Source organism: Amycolatopsis sp. lyj-108, from assembly GCF_046549005.1.
Lineage (GTDB): Bacteria > Actinomycetota > Actinomycetes > Mycobacteriales > Pseudonocardiaceae > Amycolatopsis.
Map to the genome: position 1 here is coordinate 93,584 of NZ_JAJPWQ010000003.1, position 15,565 is coordinate 109,148.

At 70.5% G+C, this 15,565-nt stretch carries 12 protein-coding genes; 3 read left to right on the top strand and 9 right to left on the bottom strand.

Annotated elements, in window-relative coordinates; all coding sequences use genetic code 11:
• Window position 1: 1 nt before the first annotated feature.
• Window positions 2–3,457 (bottom strand): amino acid adenylation domain-containing protein, encoded by a 3,456-nt coding sequence (locus tag ACLJO0_RS12025; protein ID WP_410578353.1) that lies wholly within the window; start codon window positions 3,455–3,457, stop codon window positions 2–4.
• Window positions 3,454–6,882, bottom strand: a complete 3,429-nt coding sequence (locus tag ACLJO0_RS12030; protein WP_410578354.1) for an AMP-binding protein — start codon at window positions 6,880–6,882, stop codon at window positions 3,454–3,456. The genes ACLJO0_RS12025 and ACLJO0_RS12030 overlap by 4 nt, the downstream gene beginning before the upstream one ends.
• Before the next feature lie 1,071 nt (window positions 6,883–7,953).
• Between ACLJO0_RS12030 and ACLJO0_RS12035 the strand changes: the two genes are divergently transcribed.
• Complete coding sequence (locus ACLJO0_RS12035; RefSeq protein ID WP_410578356.1) at window positions 7,954–8,931, top strand: hypothetical protein; 978 nt, start codon at window positions 7,954–7,956, stop codon at window positions 8,929–8,931.
• A gap of 115 nt (window positions 8,932–9,046) precedes the next feature.
• Here the strand turns inward: ACLJO0_RS12035 and ACLJO0_RS12040 are convergent, their stop codons facing one another.
• Window positions 9,047–9,817 carry a S1 family peptidase gene (locus ACLJO0_RS12040; RefSeq protein ID WP_410578358.1) on the bottom strand — a complete coding sequence of 257 codons (771 nt, stop codon included), beginning with the start codon at window positions 9,815–9,817 and terminating at the stop codon, window positions 9,047–9,049.
• 176 nt (window positions 9,818–9,993) lie between these two features.
• Between ACLJO0_RS12040 and ACLJO0_RS12045 the strand changes: the two genes are divergently transcribed.
• Together ACLJO0_RS12045 and ACLJO0_RS12050 are read left to right on the top strand one after the other, a co-directional pair.
• Window positions 9,994–10,212: an esterase-like activity of phytase family protein gene (locus ACLJO0_RS12045; RefSeq protein WP_410578360.1), complete on the top strand. Its 219-nt coding sequence runs from the start codon at window positions 9,994–9,996 to the stop codon at window positions 10,210–10,212.
• Window positions 10,209–10,781 (top strand): esterase-like activity of phytase family protein, encoded by a 573-nt coding sequence (locus ACLJO0_RS12050; RefSeq protein ID WP_410578362.1) that lies wholly within the window; start codon window positions 10,209–10,211, stop codon window positions 10,779–10,781. The genes ACLJO0_RS12045 and ACLJO0_RS12050 overlap by 4 nt, the downstream gene beginning before the upstream one ends.
• Window positions 10,782–10,800: 19 nt before the next feature.
• On the opposite strand, the gene ACLJO0_RS12055 is transcribed toward ACLJO0_RS12050, so the two are convergent.
• The 6 genes from ACLJO0_RS12055 to ACLJO0_RS12080 all read right to left on the bottom strand — a co-directional run bounded on the left by ACLJO0_RS12055 (window position 10,801) and on the right by ACLJO0_RS12080 (window position 15,562).
• Window positions 10,801–11,349: a PadR family transcriptional regulator gene (locus ACLJO0_RS12055; protein ID WP_410578364.1), complete on the bottom strand. Its 549-nt coding sequence runs from the start codon at window positions 11,347–11,349 to the stop codon at window positions 10,801–10,803.
• Between the two features lie 19 nt (window positions 11,350–11,368).
• Window positions 11,369–11,758, bottom strand: coding sequence for a VOC family protein (locus ACLJO0_RS12060; RefSeq protein WP_410578366.1), 390 nt, complete (start codon window positions 11,756–11,758; stop codon window positions 11,369–11,371).
• Window positions 11,759–11,847: 89 nt separating this feature from the next.
• Window positions 11,848–12,558 (bottom strand): hypothetical protein, encoded by a 711-nt coding sequence (locus ACLJO0_RS12065; RefSeq protein WP_410578368.1) that lies wholly within the window; start codon window positions 12,556–12,558, stop codon window positions 11,848–11,850.
• Window positions 12,559–12,711: 153 nt separating this feature from the next.
• The gene (locus tag ACLJO0_RS12070; protein WP_410578369.1) at window positions 12,712–13,386 is read right to left on the bottom strand and encodes a response regulator; all 675 of its coding nucleotides are present in this window, start codon (window positions 13,384–13,386) and stop codon (window positions 12,712–12,714) included.
• Entirely contained in the window at window positions 13,365–14,480 is a 1,116-nt protein-coding gene (locus ACLJO0_RS12075; protein ID WP_410578371.1) for a hypothetical protein, read from the bottom strand. The genes ACLJO0_RS12070 and ACLJO0_RS12075 overlap by 22 nt, the downstream gene beginning before the upstream one ends.
• Window positions 14,468–15,562: a sensor histidine kinase gene (locus tag ACLJO0_RS12080; protein WP_410578373.1), complete on the bottom strand. Its 1,095-nt coding sequence runs from the start codon at window positions 15,560–15,562 to the stop codon at window positions 14,468–14,470. Before ACLJO0_RS12080 ends, ACLJO0_RS12075 begins: the two co-directional genes overlap by 13 nt.
• Window positions 15,563–15,565 lie beyond the last annotated feature (3 nt).

Consider the following 15,565-nt stretch of genomic DNA (forward strand, 5'->3'; position numbering starts at 1 on the left):
ATCAGGGGCCGGCCGGGCCGGCGGTGCGACGGGGTCTTCTGGTCTGGGTGCGGCCTCGGCGGGCTGCGACGCGCTCGGCGGCGCGGGCCAGCTCCGGGCCGGCGGCGCCGCCGGAGTGCAGGTGCGCGGCGAGGGCGCGGACGGTGGGGTGGCTGAACAGGTCGACCAACGGGATCCGGCGGGAGAGCCGGGCGGTGACCTGGGCGTGCACCCGTGCCAGGGCGAGTGAATTCCCGCCCACGTCGAAGAAGTTGTCGCTGTGCCCGACTTCGGCGACGCCGAGGACATCACACCAGGCACGGGCGATCACGGCCTCGGTCACGGCGAGCGCCGCCGGATCCGCGGCCACCGACGGCGGCCGTGCCCGAGCACGGGTCATCGCGGCGGGCGCGGCGGTGCGGACGCCCGCCCGCGGCAGCTCCGGCCCGCTCGTCCCGACCGGCGCGTCCGGCGCCGCGGCCAGCGCGCCGAGCAGCGCGACGTAGTCCTCGGCGAGCGCGGCCATCCGGGCGTGGTCGAACAGGTCCGGGTTGTACAGCAGTTCGACGCCGTCGTCGTGGACGTACACCGTGAGGTCGAACGGCGACCCCGGCTTGTCGACCGGCAGCCACGCCGACCGCATGCCGGGCAGGTCCAGCCGCGGCTCGGTGAAGTTCAGGACGTTGAACATCACCTGCACGAGCGGGGCGTGCGCGGGATCGCGGGGCACGCCGAGCGCCTCGACGAGCCGCTCGACCGGCGCCGCCGGATGCGCGGTCGCGGCCAGGAGTTCCGCGCCGCCGTCGCGGACGTGCGTCGCGAAGTCCGCGGCGTCGTCCGCCCGCAACCGCACCGGCACGATGTCCACGAAGAACCCCGCGACCTCCTGACATTCGGCGAGCTGCCGGTCCGCGACGACCGTGGCGACCAGGTGGTCGGTCGCGCCGGTGAGCCGCCGCAGCAGCTGGCCGAACACGGCGAGCAGCACCCCGGCGCGTGTCGTGCCGGTGCGGGCGGCCAGCGCCCGGACCGAGTCGGCCGCACCGTCCGGAAAGGACTGACGCAGGCTCGCGCCCCGGTAGGTCTGCACGGCCGGACGCGGCCGGTCCCGTGGAATGTCCACTGTGGCCAGTGCACCGGCGAGATGGCCGGTCCACCAAGCGACGTCCACGGCCTCCCGGCGTTCGTCGCGTCCGGCCCGCCAGGCCGCGTAGTCCGCATAGGACGCCACCGGCGGCGGCAGCGGCTCGCCCCGGTAGGCCGCCGACAGGTCGGCGCACAGGAGGTCCTGCGACCAGCCGTCGAACACCGCGTGATGCAGCGTGAAGCCGAGCACGTGCTCCGTCTCGCCGAGCCGGTAGAGCCGCACGCGCCAGGGAGCCTCGCGGTCGAGGTGCACCGGCGTCGCGGCGTCGGCGGCCAGCCGGGCCCGCAGACCGTCCTCGGTCACCGGCGCCACCGGCAGCGGAACGTCCGACACTGGCAGGAGATCCGCCAGCGGCGTGCCGTCGACGGCCCGGATCCGCCAGCGGAGCACGTCGTGCCGCTCGGCGACCGCGCGCAGGGCGTGGCGCAGCGCGTCGACGTCCAGCGCGCCGGTCAGCCGGAACGCCATCGCGATGTTGTACGGCGCGGCGTCCGGGGCGAGCTGGTCGAGGAACCACAGCCGCCGCTGCGGCGGGGACAGCGCGGGCGCGTGCCCGGTGGTCAGCCCTGGCCCGGTCAGCGGCGGCGCTACCGCGACCCGCCGGGTGAGCCCGTCGAGAGTGCCGCCGGCGAGGACGTCCTCCGTGGCGACGTCCGCGGCCAGCTCCGCCCGCAGCGCCGCGACCAGACGCATCGCGGCGATCGAATTCCCGCCCGCGGCAAGGAAATCCGGCCCTGCGCCGTCGCCGAGCACTCGCCGCCAGATGGCCGCGACCGCGCGTTCGGCCGGGGTGCCGAGCGGGCCGAGATCCTCCCGTTGTCCTGCCAGCGCCGCTTCGGCCAGGTCGCGCAGCGCGGGCCGGTCGATCTTGCCGGTGACCGGGTTGACCGGCAGCCGGTCGAGCACCCGGACGACGGCCGGGCGCATCGCCGCGGTGAGCAGGTCCCGGCCCAGTTCGTCCACATCGGACGGTGCGGACGCCGGTGCGAGGAAGGCCACCAGCCGGGTACCCGCCTGCCCAGGGACGGCCACCACGGCGGCGGCGTCGACGTCCGGATGAGTCGTGAGCGCGGCCTCCACCTCGCCCAGCTCGATCCGCTGGCCGCGGACCTTCACCTGCCGGTCGGCGCGGCCGGCGAACTCGAGACGGCCGTCGGGCAGCTCGCGGACCAGGTCGCCGGTGCGGTAGAGCCGTTCCCCCGGCGTCATCGGGTCGTCGATGAACTTCGCGGCGGTCAACTCCGGGCTGCCGAGGTAGCCGAGCGCGAGGCCAGGGCCGCCGATGAGCAGCTCGCCGATCTCGCCGGGCGCGACCGGCCGCAGCTCGGCGTCCACGACGTACGCCCGGTGGTTCGGCGTCGGGCGGCCGAGCGGCAGCGGGTCGGCGGGGAGGCCGGTGACCTCGTCGGTGACGACCACGACGGTGGTCTCGGTCGGGCCGTAGGCGTTGAAGAACCGTCGGCCCGGCAGCCAGCGCGCGGCGAGGTCCGCGGGCACCGGCTCGCCACCGCAGGCGATGACGCGCCAGCCTGGAACGGCCGCGGGGTCCACCATGGACAGCAGCGTCGGCGTGACGAAGCCCCACTCGACGTCGTGCTCGACGAGGAACCGCCGCAGCCGTTCGGGGTCGGCGCGGTCGGCGGCACTGGTGAGCTGGACCGATCCGCCATGCGCCAGCGGGACGAACACGTCCATGGTGAAGGCGTCGAAGCCGAGTGAGGAGATGCCGAGCGACCGGGCGCCGGGCCGGATCCCGAGGGCGGCGGCGAACCCGGTGACGAACGCGACCACGTTGCGGTGACTGGTCAGCACGCCCTTGGGCCGTCCGGTGGAGCCGGAGGTGTAGAGGAGGTGGACGAGGTCGTCCGGCCCGGCGGGGCACTCGACGGGCCCATCGGCGGGCGGGGGCACGTCGAGAGCTTCGATGCCTTCCGTGGCACCGAACTCGGCTTTCGCGTGGTCGCCGACGACAAGGGAGATCCCGGCGTCCGCGGCGATTTCGGCCAGCCGCGCCTTCGGGCCGCCGGGTTCGAGCGGCACGTAGGCGGCCCCGGACAGCAGCACGCCCACGACGGTCGAGATCAGCTCCGGCCGCCGGTCGGCGCAGACGCCGACGCGGGTGCCGGGTCCGGCACCCCGTGCCCGCAGCAGCCGGGCGACGCCGGTCGCCGACGCGACCAGTTCGCGGTAGGTGAGCCGGGCGTCACCCTGCCGGACGGCGACGGCATGCGGGGTGCGCGCGGCCTGGGCGAGGATCAGCCCGGTGAGCGTGGTGTCCGGATAGGACAGTGGCGGGCCGTGGCCACCCACGACGGGCAAGGTGTCGGTCACCGAGGGGTCTCCTGGTCGGTTGTGTGGTGAGGCAGTGGGTCGATCCAGTGCCGCTCCCGTTGGAACGGATAGCCCGGTAACGGGACGCGGCCGGGATCGCCGTCCGCTCCCCCTTCGATCTCGCCGCCCGCGGCCCAGTGGGCAGCCAGGTCCCGCTCCGCCCCGGCCGGGCCTTCGACGTCGGTTCCGTTCGCCAGCAACGCATCGAGCGCCGCGACCGCCGACGCGACCGAGTCCGCCACCACGGCGGCCCGGCACGCGAACGCCCGCCGGATCGAAAGCGTGTACGCCGTGTCCCCGAGGTCCGGAGCGTCCGTGGCGAGCCGGTCGCGCAGCCGGGACACCGCCTCGCGCAACGCCTTCGCGTCGCGCGCGGACACCGGCAGTACGAACGGACCGCTGGCCGCCTGCCGTGGTGGGTCGGCAGGGGCCTCCTCCACGATCACGTGCACGTTCGTGCCGCCCATGCCGAACGAGCTGACCCCGGCCACCCGCCGCTCGCGGGCGGGCCAGTCGGTGGCCTTCGCCGGGACGTACCAGGGGCCGCCCGCCAGGTCGACCTCCGGGTGAGGGGCGGTGAAGTGCAGGTTCGGCGGGATGACGCCGTGCCGCACGGACAACACGGCCTTGATCAGCCCGGCGATACCCGCCGCCGCGTCGAGGTGACCGATGTTCGTCTTCACCGAGCCCAGCGCACACGTTTCCGGCGGCGTGTCGCCGTAGACGCGGTTGAGCGCGGCCACCTCGATCGCGTCGCCGAGCGGGGTGCCGCTGCCGTGGGCTTCGAGCAGCGCGACCTCGTCCGGGGCGACCTCCGCGACGGCCAGCGCCTCGGCCACCGCGGCCGCCTGCCCGGCCGTCCCCGGCACGGCGTAGCCCGCGCGGTCCGGGCCGTCGTTCGTGATCGCCCAGCCGGGTAGTACGGCATAGACGTGGTCGCGATCGGCGAGGGCGTCCGCCAGCCGCCGCAGTACGACCACCCCTGCGCCGGAGCTGAACCCGGCGCCCGCCGCGGCGACGTCGAACGCGCGGCACCGGCCGTCCGGGGAGGCGAGCCCGCCAGTGCGGTACCGCGGCCACGTCACGCTCGCCCCGCCGGCCAGCGCGACGTCGCACCGGTAGTCCGCGAGGCTCTGCGCGGCCAGCGCCACCGCCGCGAGCGAGCTGGAGCACGCGCTCTGCACGGCCACCGCCGGCCCGGTCAGCCCGAGCCGATAGGCGACCTGGCCGGGCAGGTGGTCGGTGAGCTGGCGGCCGGTCAGCCGCCCCTCCCAGTCGTCCGGGTCGACGTCGCCGGTCACCGCCGGGTTGCCGAACAGGTGGAACAGGAAGTAGCGGTTCACCGAGGCGGCCGTGAACACCCCGACCGGACCGGTCTCGGCGGCGGGGTCGCGTCCCGCGTCCTCGAGTGCCTGCCAGGCCGTTTCGAGGAACAGCCGGTGCTGCGGGTCGGTCCGCGCGGCCTCGTCTGCGGTGAATCCGAAGAACCCGGCGTCGAACTCCTCGACACCTTCGATCCGGCCGCCCGCCCGCACGTACGCCGGGTCGGCACGCAGGCCCGGCCCGATGCCCAGCGCCGCCAGCTCGTCGTCGGCGTAGTCGTGGATCGAGTCGACGCCCGCGCAGAGGTTCCACCAGAACGAGGCGGCGTCCGGCGCGCCGGGGAACCGGCAGGCCAGCCCGACGACGGCGATGAGATCCCCGGCCTGCTCCTCCGCGGCGACAGGCGGCCGACTGTCCGAAGTGGACTCCGTGAGCCAGGCGGCCTGTCCGGCGATCGTCGTGCGCTCGAACAGGGCGAGCAGCGGGACGTCGACTTCGAACTCGTCGGCCAGCCGCGCCTGCACCCGGCCGAGCCGCAGCGAGTCGCCGCCGGCGTCGAAGAACGCCTCGGTGCGCCCGACCCGGTCACGGCCCAGCACCGCGCACCAGATCCGGTGCACGCGTTCCTCGGCCGGGGTCAGCCGCTCGGCTGGGACGGTCGCGGCCGCCCGCGGGTCCGGAAGCGCCAGTTCGTCGAGTTTTCCGGTGACGGTCAACGGAAAGCCGCCCAGCACCGCGACGGCCGCGGGGACCGAGTAGCCGGGCAGGACGTCCGCCAACGCGGCCCGCAGCACCCGGCCGTCCGGACGCGGGCCGGCCGCGGTCACATACGCGAGCAGGTCGCCGTCGCGCACGATCGCGCGGGCTTCGGCCACGCCGGTTTGTTCGGCGAGCCTGGCCTCGATCTCGGTCAGCTCCACCCGGAAGCCGCGGACCTTGACCTGCCGGTCGAGCCGTCCGAGGCAGACGAGGTTCCCGTCCGGGAGCGGCCGGCCGAGGTCGCCGGTCCGGTAACGACGTCCGCCGTCGGCCGTCACCCCGAACGCCGGACTCGGCTGGTCGAGGTAGCCGTCGACGAGGTGCCGCCCGCGCACTTCGAGTTCTCCGCTGTCCAGCACGGTGAGCGTGAAACCTGGCAGCGCGCGCCCGATCGGCAGCGGCCCGTCAGCGTCCGGGCTCAGCTCGGCGGCGGTCGTCCGGTAGTGCGCGGCGAACGTCACCTCGGTGGCGCCGTAGCCGTTGACGAACACGCACTCCGGGGCGAACCGGCCGCGGCGGACGTCGGCGTGGGTCGCCTGCTCGCCGCCGAGCAGCACGGTCCGCACGGACGGGAGGCCGGTCTCGCCGAGGACGTCGAGCAGATGCCGGTAGACCGTGGGCGTCGAGTGGTAGACGGTCACCTCGTGCCTGGCCAGCTCGCGCGCGGCGTGGAAGATGCCGTGCGCGCGCAAGTCGACCGGCACGAGCGCGGCGCCGGTGAGCAGTGCCGGGTACAGGTCCGGGATCGCCGCGTCGAAGCCGAACGACGCGAGCAGGCTGAGCCGGTCGGCCGCGGTGATGCCGAGCGCGGCGATCTGGTTGTCGACGACGTGCAGGAGGTTGCGGTGGGTCTGCGCGACGGCCTTCGGGCGGCCGGTGGACCCGGACGTGAACAGCACGTACGCCGGACTGTCCGGATCGAACTCGGGCACCGGGAGCGGCGCGATCTCCGTGCCCGAACGCACGAGCCGCGCGGACCCGGTGCGGCACAAGGACTCCGCCAGCTCAAGGTACTCCGGATCCGCGAGCACGGCGGTCACCCGCGCGGCCGCGAGCTGGTACTCGAGACGCTCTCGGGGGAAGGTCGGGTCCAGCGGGACGTAGGTGCAGCCCGCGGCGAGGGCGCCGAAGATCGCCGCGATCGCAGCGCTGCCGTGCCCGGTGACCAGTCCGACCCGCTCCCCCGGCCGGACACCGGCGTCACGCAACCGCAGCGCTCGGCCGCCCGCGAGCCCGGCGAGCCGGGCGTAGGTGAGCCCGGTGCCGTGCTCGAAGACCGCGATCCGGTCGGGCGTTTGCCGGGCGTGCACGTCGAATCGGCTGACACAGCCGGCTGGTGTCATCGGGCGTCGAGCAGTCGCTCCGAGGTTTTTCGGGCGCGCGACAACAACGGCGTGGACTTCATCTTGCTCCCCAGTGAACATTCAGGTGAAGAATTACGCAAGGTTAAGACGACCGGCCGCGCGGAGGAATACGAATTCCGTCGATTTGGTTCGAATGGCCTACTGATCTTGGACCATACGGTGCAGTTATCCCCGTCTTGCGACCGAATCCGCCACCTGAACGACACTTCCCAACCGACCACAGGCCACCATCGACACTCGATTGACTACGCTTGGTAATGTGTCGGATATTAACCGACACCGTGCCACGAAATACGTTCACAACAGCAACGGGTAAATTCGCCGCAATCGATTCAGAAATACGATTCCCGATCGCGACGACTTCCCGGAACTCGCGATTCGAGACGGACTTACGTCCGACGTAAAGTTACGCTCGACCTAGGAGATGCTGCATGGCGCACGTGTGGCACCCGCGGGCGGGGCCGGCGGTGGGGCGAAGGCTCCCTTCGCCGCGTCTGATGCAGTGATGGACGCCTTCGGGCCCGGTTGGACGCGAGTCATGTTTGGGCTGTTTGCGTGATTTCCAGAAGGGTCGTGAGTGGCAATGAGGTTGGAGCGAACCGTGTTTTAGGTACCTACGGCGGGCGGCGGGCCGGGATCGCAGGTCCACAAGGGGCTCCTTGCCTACTCTGCGGGTAGGGAAGGGGCCCCTCACGGCAGGCTGGACTGAGCTCGGCCCGGCGTGAGGCGGACCCGCTGCTGCGGGCGGGCAGGAACGCCTTCTTGAGCCTCGGCACTACAGCGACAGCGCGTGAAGGCCCCTTCCCTCTGCTCAGCTGAGGAAACTCGACCTTCACGTCTTCCCCAGTACATGAAGGACCCCTTCCTTGCGCCTAGGTACAGGAAGGGGGCCTTCATGTACTTCACGCCAGAACCGCCCATATAGGCGCCGATCGGGCATTTGACTAGCAGTCAGTGTCCTTTGTGGATAGTCACGTACCGCCCGGAACCGCGCGCGCTTCCGGCGAGTCCCAGTTGAGAACTGGACGTACAACGACTACAAGGGAACGAATGAAGACCCTACTCAAGAAAGCGACGATCACTGCCGCGGCGAGCACGCTGCTGCTCGGCCTCACCGTGGTGGGCACCGCCTCCGCCGAGGCCGCGGCCATCAGCTGCGACACGAAGTCCAGCGGCAAGGACGGACCCTTCTACCGTGGGAAATCCGCTTCTTACGCCTACGACGACCGGTTCAGCAGGAGCCACCCCATCCCGGCGCTGGAAACCAACATCCCCCAGGGCACGGCGACCTGGTCGAACTGGGACGGGTCGAACGACCTGATCCTGGTCACCTCGTACGAGTCGGGCCACCGCAGCGCCATCATCATCGGCATCGACGCCAAGACCGGCAAGCAGGTCGGCCAGGCGCTGCTCGCGTACTCGCACGTCGGCGGGATCGCCGTATTCGAGAAGCAGGGCTGGGCGTTCGTGTCGGGCAAGGGCGACACGATCCGCAAGTACTCGCTGGCGAAGCTGAAGGACGCGATCAAGAAGTCGCTGCCCATCGAACAGGACGGGAAGGCGCAGACCGTCTACGCCTCCTCTTTCCTCACCAGCCACGGCCCGACCAACACCCTGTGGGCGGGCAAGTTCGAGGACGCCAAGCGCGGATCGATGCACTCGTACACCGTCGGTTCCGACGGCAAGCTGGGCTACCGGCCGGGGTCGTGGGAGGTGCCGACGAAGACGCAGGGCCTCGTCGTCACCAAGGACGTGTTCATCTACAGCACGTCGCACGGCAGGAACAACCGCAGCAACATCTACGTGGTCCGGCGCGGCGCCGGCGACAAGGACCTGGACACGGCCAAGAAGCACTGCTTCCGCGCGCCGAGCATGTCCGAGGGACTGACGGTCTACGGCAGCAACGTGTACCTGGCGTTCGAGTCCGGCGCGCACTACTACAGCAAGGCCGCGGACAAGCCGAGGAACATCATCTCGAACCTGCACAAGGCACCGCTGTCCTCTTTGGAGTCACTCGCGCCTCGGTGACGTTGTCCACAAAGGACGAACGGCTTCGCGAGGGGTCGTGAGCGGCAAGGGTGGTTCCAACCCTCTTTTCACTCACGACCCCCGCGCGAAACCACGCAGAGCGCCGTTTCTCCGTCTAGCTCGCCTGCTGCTCGGCGATCCAGTCCCGGTACACCGTCACATCGGTCCAGATGCCGAGACCGCTGGCGCACTTCGGGTCCGCGTCGCCGTCGCGACTGGTGGCACCGACCAGTTCCCACTCGCCCGGCTTGCCCTTGATCTGCGGCCCGCCCGAGTCGCCGTAGCAGCCCATCGCGTCCGGCGTGTCGGAACCGGTGCAGATCTCCTTGCCCGTGGCCACATTTCGGCATTCCTCCGCCGGCATGACCTTGGTGTCCAGCTCTTGGAGGGTCTCCGGCGCCCCGCAGTTCTGCTCGGCGCAGTGCTCACCCCAGCCGAGGATCCGGGTCGCCGTTCCCGCGTCGCCCGCGGCCCCGGCGATCTTGATCGGCTGTTCGGTCACCGGTTTGTCCAACCGCACCAGCGCGATGTCCCCGCCCGGGGGCTTCTGCCTGGCGAAGTCCGGATGCACGATGATCCGGCTGACGCCGGCCTCGGTGCCCCCGCTGTTGTGCTGCCGTGCCCCGATCCTGGCCCTGACCTGCCCCGGCTGCGCTCCCTGCACGCAGTGTGCCGCGGTCACCACCCAGTTCTCGCTGATCAGCGAGCCGCCGCAGAAATGCTTCCCGCCCTCCTGCAGCGACACCATGAACGAATAGTCCTCGGTGGCGTCGTGCCCGCCGATGACGTATGGCGTCGGACCTTCGGCCGCCGCGGCGGTTGCCGGTACCAGCACCGCTCCCACCGCGGCCAAGCCGACCGCCAAGATCCCTGTTTTGCGAAGCATTGTCGCCAACTCCCCGTAGATGACTACTTGCTGACAGTCGTCACGCTATGGGGTGATGATCACGACTGGATCGGCCTATCGGCCGGGTGTACATCGGCCAAATGGCCGACCCAGCGTGACACCGCGACCCACGATGAGCGAGCGCGGGCAGGCGCCCAATTTGTCCACTGTAGACAGTGGCTGAGCCGGACGGACCTCGGTTTGCGACCGACGTGCGGTTCACCGGGACGAAACCGTTCCTGCGTCCGGATGGGCAGGTGTATCCGCCGTCTTCGGCCGGGGACGGGACGACGGTCGATCCGGAGGACATCCGGGTGGATCCGTGGACCGGGAAGTACTGGTGGAGCCAGGAAGGCATCGGCCGCGCGGCACACCCACGCCGACGGATCCGGTGATCCAGCCGTCACTGGAGGCGATGATCTTCACCGCCGGTGGCGCGTTGCCGACCAGCACGGTGGAGTCACCGCTGCTGCAGGACGGGCCGGTTCCCACGCCGGAACGTGGCGGACTGTCCAGGGTCACGGTGCACACGCACGCCGGCACGCCGCTGGCCCAGTACGCCTATCCGCAGGAGCCGTTGTTCGCGACGCCGAATCCGCTCGGCTCGTTCGCGGACTCCGGGATCCCGGAGATCTCGGCGCATCCCATCGATCCGACTCGATACCTGGTGATCGAACGCGGCTACGCCACCGGACACGGCTACAACGTCAAGCTGTTCGAGATGAGCACGCGGGGTGCCACGGACATCAAGAACGTCGATTCACTGGCGGGCGCCACCGTCACACCGGTCGGCAAGAAGCTGTTGGTGGACTTCCGCGACCTGCCACTGCCGCTGATCGACAACTACGAGGGAATGTCCTGGGGCCCGACCCTGCCCACGGGCGAACGCACCCTTCTCGTGGTCAGCGACGACAACTTCTGGCCCGGTGAGAACACCCGCTTCGTCGCACTCGCCATCCGCTGATCGAGCCCAAGCACGCGAGTCACGCCTCGCCGGCCATCCGGTAGGCACCGTCCTGCAGGCGCCGGATCAGCCGGTCGGTCCATTCGACGCGGTGTCCGGCGGTGTGCAGCCACAACCCTAGGACCTCGCCGACCGGACCCCAGGTGTCCAGGTCGGCGTCGGGCGGCAGGTGCGCGGTGATGCTCTCCTGCCACTCCCGCATCGCTTGGGCGCGTTGCCGGAGCAGTTCGATCGCCTCGGCGCGGGTCAGGTCCTCGATGAGGCCCACCGCGGCGGCGAGCAGGTCCAGCCGAGGATCGCGGCTGCTGAGCGCCTTGCGGAGCAAGGTGAAGTAGCTCTGTTCGCCCTTCGCGGTGATCTCGTATTCCATGCGCGGCGGCCCGCCCGCCTCGCTGGGAACGGTCTCGTGAAGAACGAGCAAGTCCTGCCCTGTCATGGCTTTGAGCGCGTGATACACCGAACCCGAGGTCGCCGTCGCCCATTCGTGCGCGCCCCACGACTCCAGATCGGAACGAACCTGATAGCCGTGGGCGCGGCCACGCCGCCGGACCGCGCCCAGAACCAGCATGCGAACTGTCGACACGTGATCAGCCCGGCGTGTCCGTGCTGAGCCACCACAAGGTCCCGAACGGGTCGACGAAGCCACCCATCCGGCTGCCGTCCCCCTGCACCGTGATCTCCATGGCCGGGCTCGCGCCCGCGTCGACCGCCCGCGCGAAGACCCCTTCGGGATCCGGCACGGTGGCCCACAGCTGAACGTGCACCGGATTCGACGGCGACTTCAGGCAGCGCATTCCTCCGGCTCCCGAATCGGCGAAGAACACCACGCCGGTACCGATCCGCGCCTCGGCGTGCACCATCCGCTCCGGATCCTCCGGGAGCGGGATCACATTGGACACCTCGGCCTCGAACGCGCCTTCGAGGAACTGTCTGTAGTCCTTCGCGCTGTCCACCATCACATAGGGCGTCACCGACATCAGCATCTCCCAACTAGCCAAATTTAGCTACTTGGGTAGGTTAGCAGCGCCCGCACGGCTAGCCAAATTTGGTTACTCCGCGACCGGTCTCAGCCCTGCGGTGCCACCTTCCCGATGGCGGCGGTGGCCAAGGCGGTCACCCCGTCTTTGACCGGCGCGCCATCGGTCTGGTTGGTGTAGTCGACGTGGTAGACGACATTGCGGTACCGCGCCGTGATCGCCACCGAGTGGCCGCGTTTCCCCTGCTCGACGACCAAGGCCTCATCGGCGTCCTTCACGTTCACCGAAGACCCGTTCCGGACCCGGCGCTTCAGGTGTTCCGTCGCGGCGTCCACACCGGACTTCGTGCGGGTGGCGCGATAGACGTAGCTGGTGACGATCACGTGCGCCGCCCGGACCTTGTCCTTGAGGAAGGTTTCGGTATTGCCCCAGAGGCATTGCCCCTGCGCCAGGGAGTCCGACGTGGTGTCGCCCGAAAGCGCCTTGAATTCGGTCCGTCCGGGGATGTAGGGAGCCACCTCACCCTTGTCGAAGAGCGCACAACCGATCGGCGCCTTCGCCAGGTCCTGTGAGGCGTCCACCGGCGGTGGCCCGTCCGAGTCGCTTTCCCTGATGAAGAACCAGTATCCGCCGAAGGCCAGCCCGAGCACCATGACGGTGCCCAGTGCCAGCATCGTGATCAGCAGCCCGGTCTTCTTCTTGCGTGGCGGCGGTTGCCGCCCCCAGCCCGCAACCTGCTGAAGATAGGGCTGGTGGTACTGCTGCCCCGGATACGACCCTGGCGGACCGGGCTGGCTCATCGAACTCCTCGAACGTCTTCCTCGGAGCGACGCGCTCCTGGTCGCGGCGAAGGGCCGCGGGCATTCGGTGCCCCTCAACACCGAATGCCCGCGGCGTCCCCTGCTCCGGCGACGTTAGTCCGGTCGCGGCCCCGGGGATGTCGGGTGAACGCCTTACAACGACGCCTCGTTGAGTTCGGCTAGCGTGATGACACCGTCGTCGAGCGCCCGGGTGACGAGTTCGCTCTTGGTGCGGGCGCCACGTCCGACGCCCGCGTATTTCACCCGCACCCGGGTGATGTGCGTGTCGACGGTTTTGACGGTGATGTGGAGTTTCGCGGCGACGAGTTCCTTGGAGGAGGCGGCGAACCATGCCCGCAGTACCTCGATTTCCCGTGGGGACAGGCGTGGCCTGCCCGGGGCGTCGTCCGCGGCGAGCGCACCCGAGAGCGATGGCGCCGTGTAGGCCTGTCCGTCGGCGACCGCCCGGATAGCGGGCACGAGATGCTCCGGGCCTTCACGTTTGGTCAAGTACGCGAGCGCGCCGAGATCGACGCATTTGATCGCGGTGGCGTTGTCCGCGTGCTGCGAGTACACGACCACGCGGCGGCCGCTCTCGACCAGGCGGCGAAGTTCGCCGAAGTCCGGTTTGCGAGGCACCAGTTCGAGGTCGAAGATCACCACGTCGGCGGCGGCGCCGGGGCCGGTCCACACATCGCCGAGCCGATCACCGGCGTCGACGAGCCCGATCGGCGGATCCGCCTGCTCACACCAGTACCGTACGCCCGCCGTGATCGCCGCGTGATCGTCCACGATCACCGCCGTGATCAGCTCTCCGCCGGCTGCCATTGGGCCTCCATCCACACTGTTCCGTCACCGTCGAAGATCTCGATCCGCACGTCCGGGGTTCTCGCTGTGGACACGATCGGCTCGGCACAGTCCGCGACCACGTTGACCGACACCAGCTCCGCGCTTCCGACCACGGTGACCCGCGCCCAGGAGCCTGCCGTCGCCAGTGCGGTCAAAGCGGCATCGGTGAGGTCCCGCCGGACGGCCACCGGCGGCACGGGCCACTGGCCACGCACGTCCAAATCGACCTCGACGCCTTTGCGGTCGGCGATGTCCGCGCAATGCCTCAGCTCATGCAGCAGCGGGTTCTCCACCGTGTCGGTTTCGGCGAACAGCCGGCGCATCCGGGCCGCTTCGATCGCACATCCACGCTGCACCAAGGGATCCGATGGCGCGAATGAACCGTCCGCCAGCCCTGCCAGCAACGGCACGGTCGTGTCGGCGAGCTCGGCGAATCGCTGCGTGCGACGACTGTGCGCGCCTGCCGCGACGGCCTCCGCGGTGCGCACTCGTTCCAGTTCCCGGGTGGCCTTGGCCGCCTGCGCACCGATCCGGCCCAGTACGGCCGCGACCACGGCGACGCACAGCGGAAGGCCGAACACCGTCACGGAACCGGTGGCGAACCGCGCCAGCACCGACCGGCTCACGTCGTGGAACAGCAGCAGGTTCGCCAACGCGAGCGACTCGTGCGCCAGCAGGAAGGCCAGCATTGTCCGAAAAGGACGATCGAGCAGGACGACGATGCCGACCCAGTTGGCCGCTCCGAACAACCAGTCCACAGTGGTCGCCGTCTTGCCGTCCGGCAGCGTCAGGTACGCCAGCGTGGACGTGGCCAGCACGACGGCGACGGCAGGCCACCGCGACACTCCCCACGGCCGCCGCCGCACGACCAGCACCAGCTCGACGGCCAGCACCGCGGTCAGCGCGGCGAGTGCGGTGAACTGGGCCGACGGCAGGTCGTGGGATCTCAGTCCCCGCACCAGATTGGTCAGCCCGAGCACGTCGACCGTCAGCACCGCGACGACCAGCACGGCGATCCGCAGTCCGCGCCTCAGCTGTTCCTGGGTCGCTTCGTCGTCGCTTATGACGACCACTCCAACCGAACCATCGTGCCCGCCCCTTCGGCCGACGTGATCATCGCCGTGCCGCCGACCCGGTCCATCCGGCCGAGCACGGATTCCCGCAGCCCGCGCCGCGACGGGACACTGTCGCCGGCGTTGAATCCCTTTCCCTCGTCGGAGATTTCGGCGAGTACCGACCGGGTGCCGCCGCGCAGCCGGACCCTGGCCCGGTCGGTCCCCGCATGACGGCGCACGTTGTTGAGCGCCTCCCGGACCGCTCCGGCGATCGCGCCTGCCACGTCGGACGGCAGCGGCAACCGCGGCGGTACGTCCAGCTCGACGGTGAGATGGCCGGTACCGAGATCCGCGCCGAGCATCTCGACGAGGTCGGTCTCCGGCGATGTCCGCCCGTCGTGGACGAAACTCAGCCTGGCCAGATCGCGGCGTGCCTGCGGAGCCAGCCACTTCGCGTCCGGAGGAACTTGACCGAGGCCGACCATCAACAAGGTGGTGGCCGCGGTGTCGTGCAGTGAATTCGCGAGTTCACGTTCCTCGGCGCGGACGGCCGCCGCCACGGCGGCCTCCCGCCGCGCCCGTTCGGCCTCGGCCGCCATCCGATCGGCGCGTTCGGCGGCGCGGGTGACCAGCACCCAGGCCACCCTGGACATCGCGGCCATCACCGGCACCCACAACTGCGACGCACTCGGGTCGAGCCCGGCGACGGCGAAGATGACGAGCATCCCGCCGCCGGTGATCAGCGCCGCGAGGGCACCGGTCACCGGCGTGGTGTGCCACTGCCAGGTCACGCACGCGAAAATGACCAGGAGCCGGAGCCAGCCCGTGTTGCCGTCCGCCTCGGCGCCGGTCCAGAACACGGTGAGGCACAAACCCAGCAGGACCGCCACGTCCACGCCGATCGGTGCCCGCCGCAGCCACCATCCCCGCGCACAGGTCCAGACCACGGCGGCGGCGACCACCGCCACCGTGCCCGCGAACTCCGCGGACGAGCTTCTCAGCAGACCTATCGCCGCGATGGGCGGCAAAGTCGCGACACGTACGGCGACGGCGTAACGGTGTCCGAAACCGTTCAGCAGCCGCCCGGCTTCCCCCGTCACCCG

Coding starts and splice junctions, on each gene's coding strand:
- ACLJO0_RS12040 (WP_410578358.1), bottom strand. CDS start 9,817: ATGCTTCGCAAAACAGGGATCTTGGCGGTCGGCTTGGCCGCGGTGGGA.
- ACLJO0_RS12055 (WP_410578364.1), bottom strand. CDS start 11,349: ATGCTGGTTCTGGGCGCGGTCCGGCGGCGTGGCCGCGCCCACGGCTAT.
- ACLJO0_RS12030 (WP_410578354.1), bottom strand. CDS start 6,882: ATGACACCAGCCGGCTGTGTCAGCCGATTCGACGTGCACGCCCGGCAA.
- ACLJO0_RS12060 (WP_410578366.1), bottom strand. CDS start 11,758: ATGTCGGTGACGCCCTATGTGATGGTGGACAGCGCGAAGGACTACAGA.
- ACLJO0_RS12035 (WP_410578356.1), top strand. CDS start 7,954: ATGAAGACCCTACTCAAGAAAGCGACGATCACTGCCGCGGCGAGCACG.
- ACLJO0_RS12070 (WP_410578369.1), bottom strand. CDS start 13,386: ATGGCAGCCGGCGGAGAGCTGATCACGGCGGTGATCGTGGACGATCAC.
- ACLJO0_RS12065 (WP_410578368.1), bottom strand. CDS start 12,558: ATGAGCCAGCCCGGTCCGCCAGGGTCGTATCCGGGGCAGCAGTACCAC.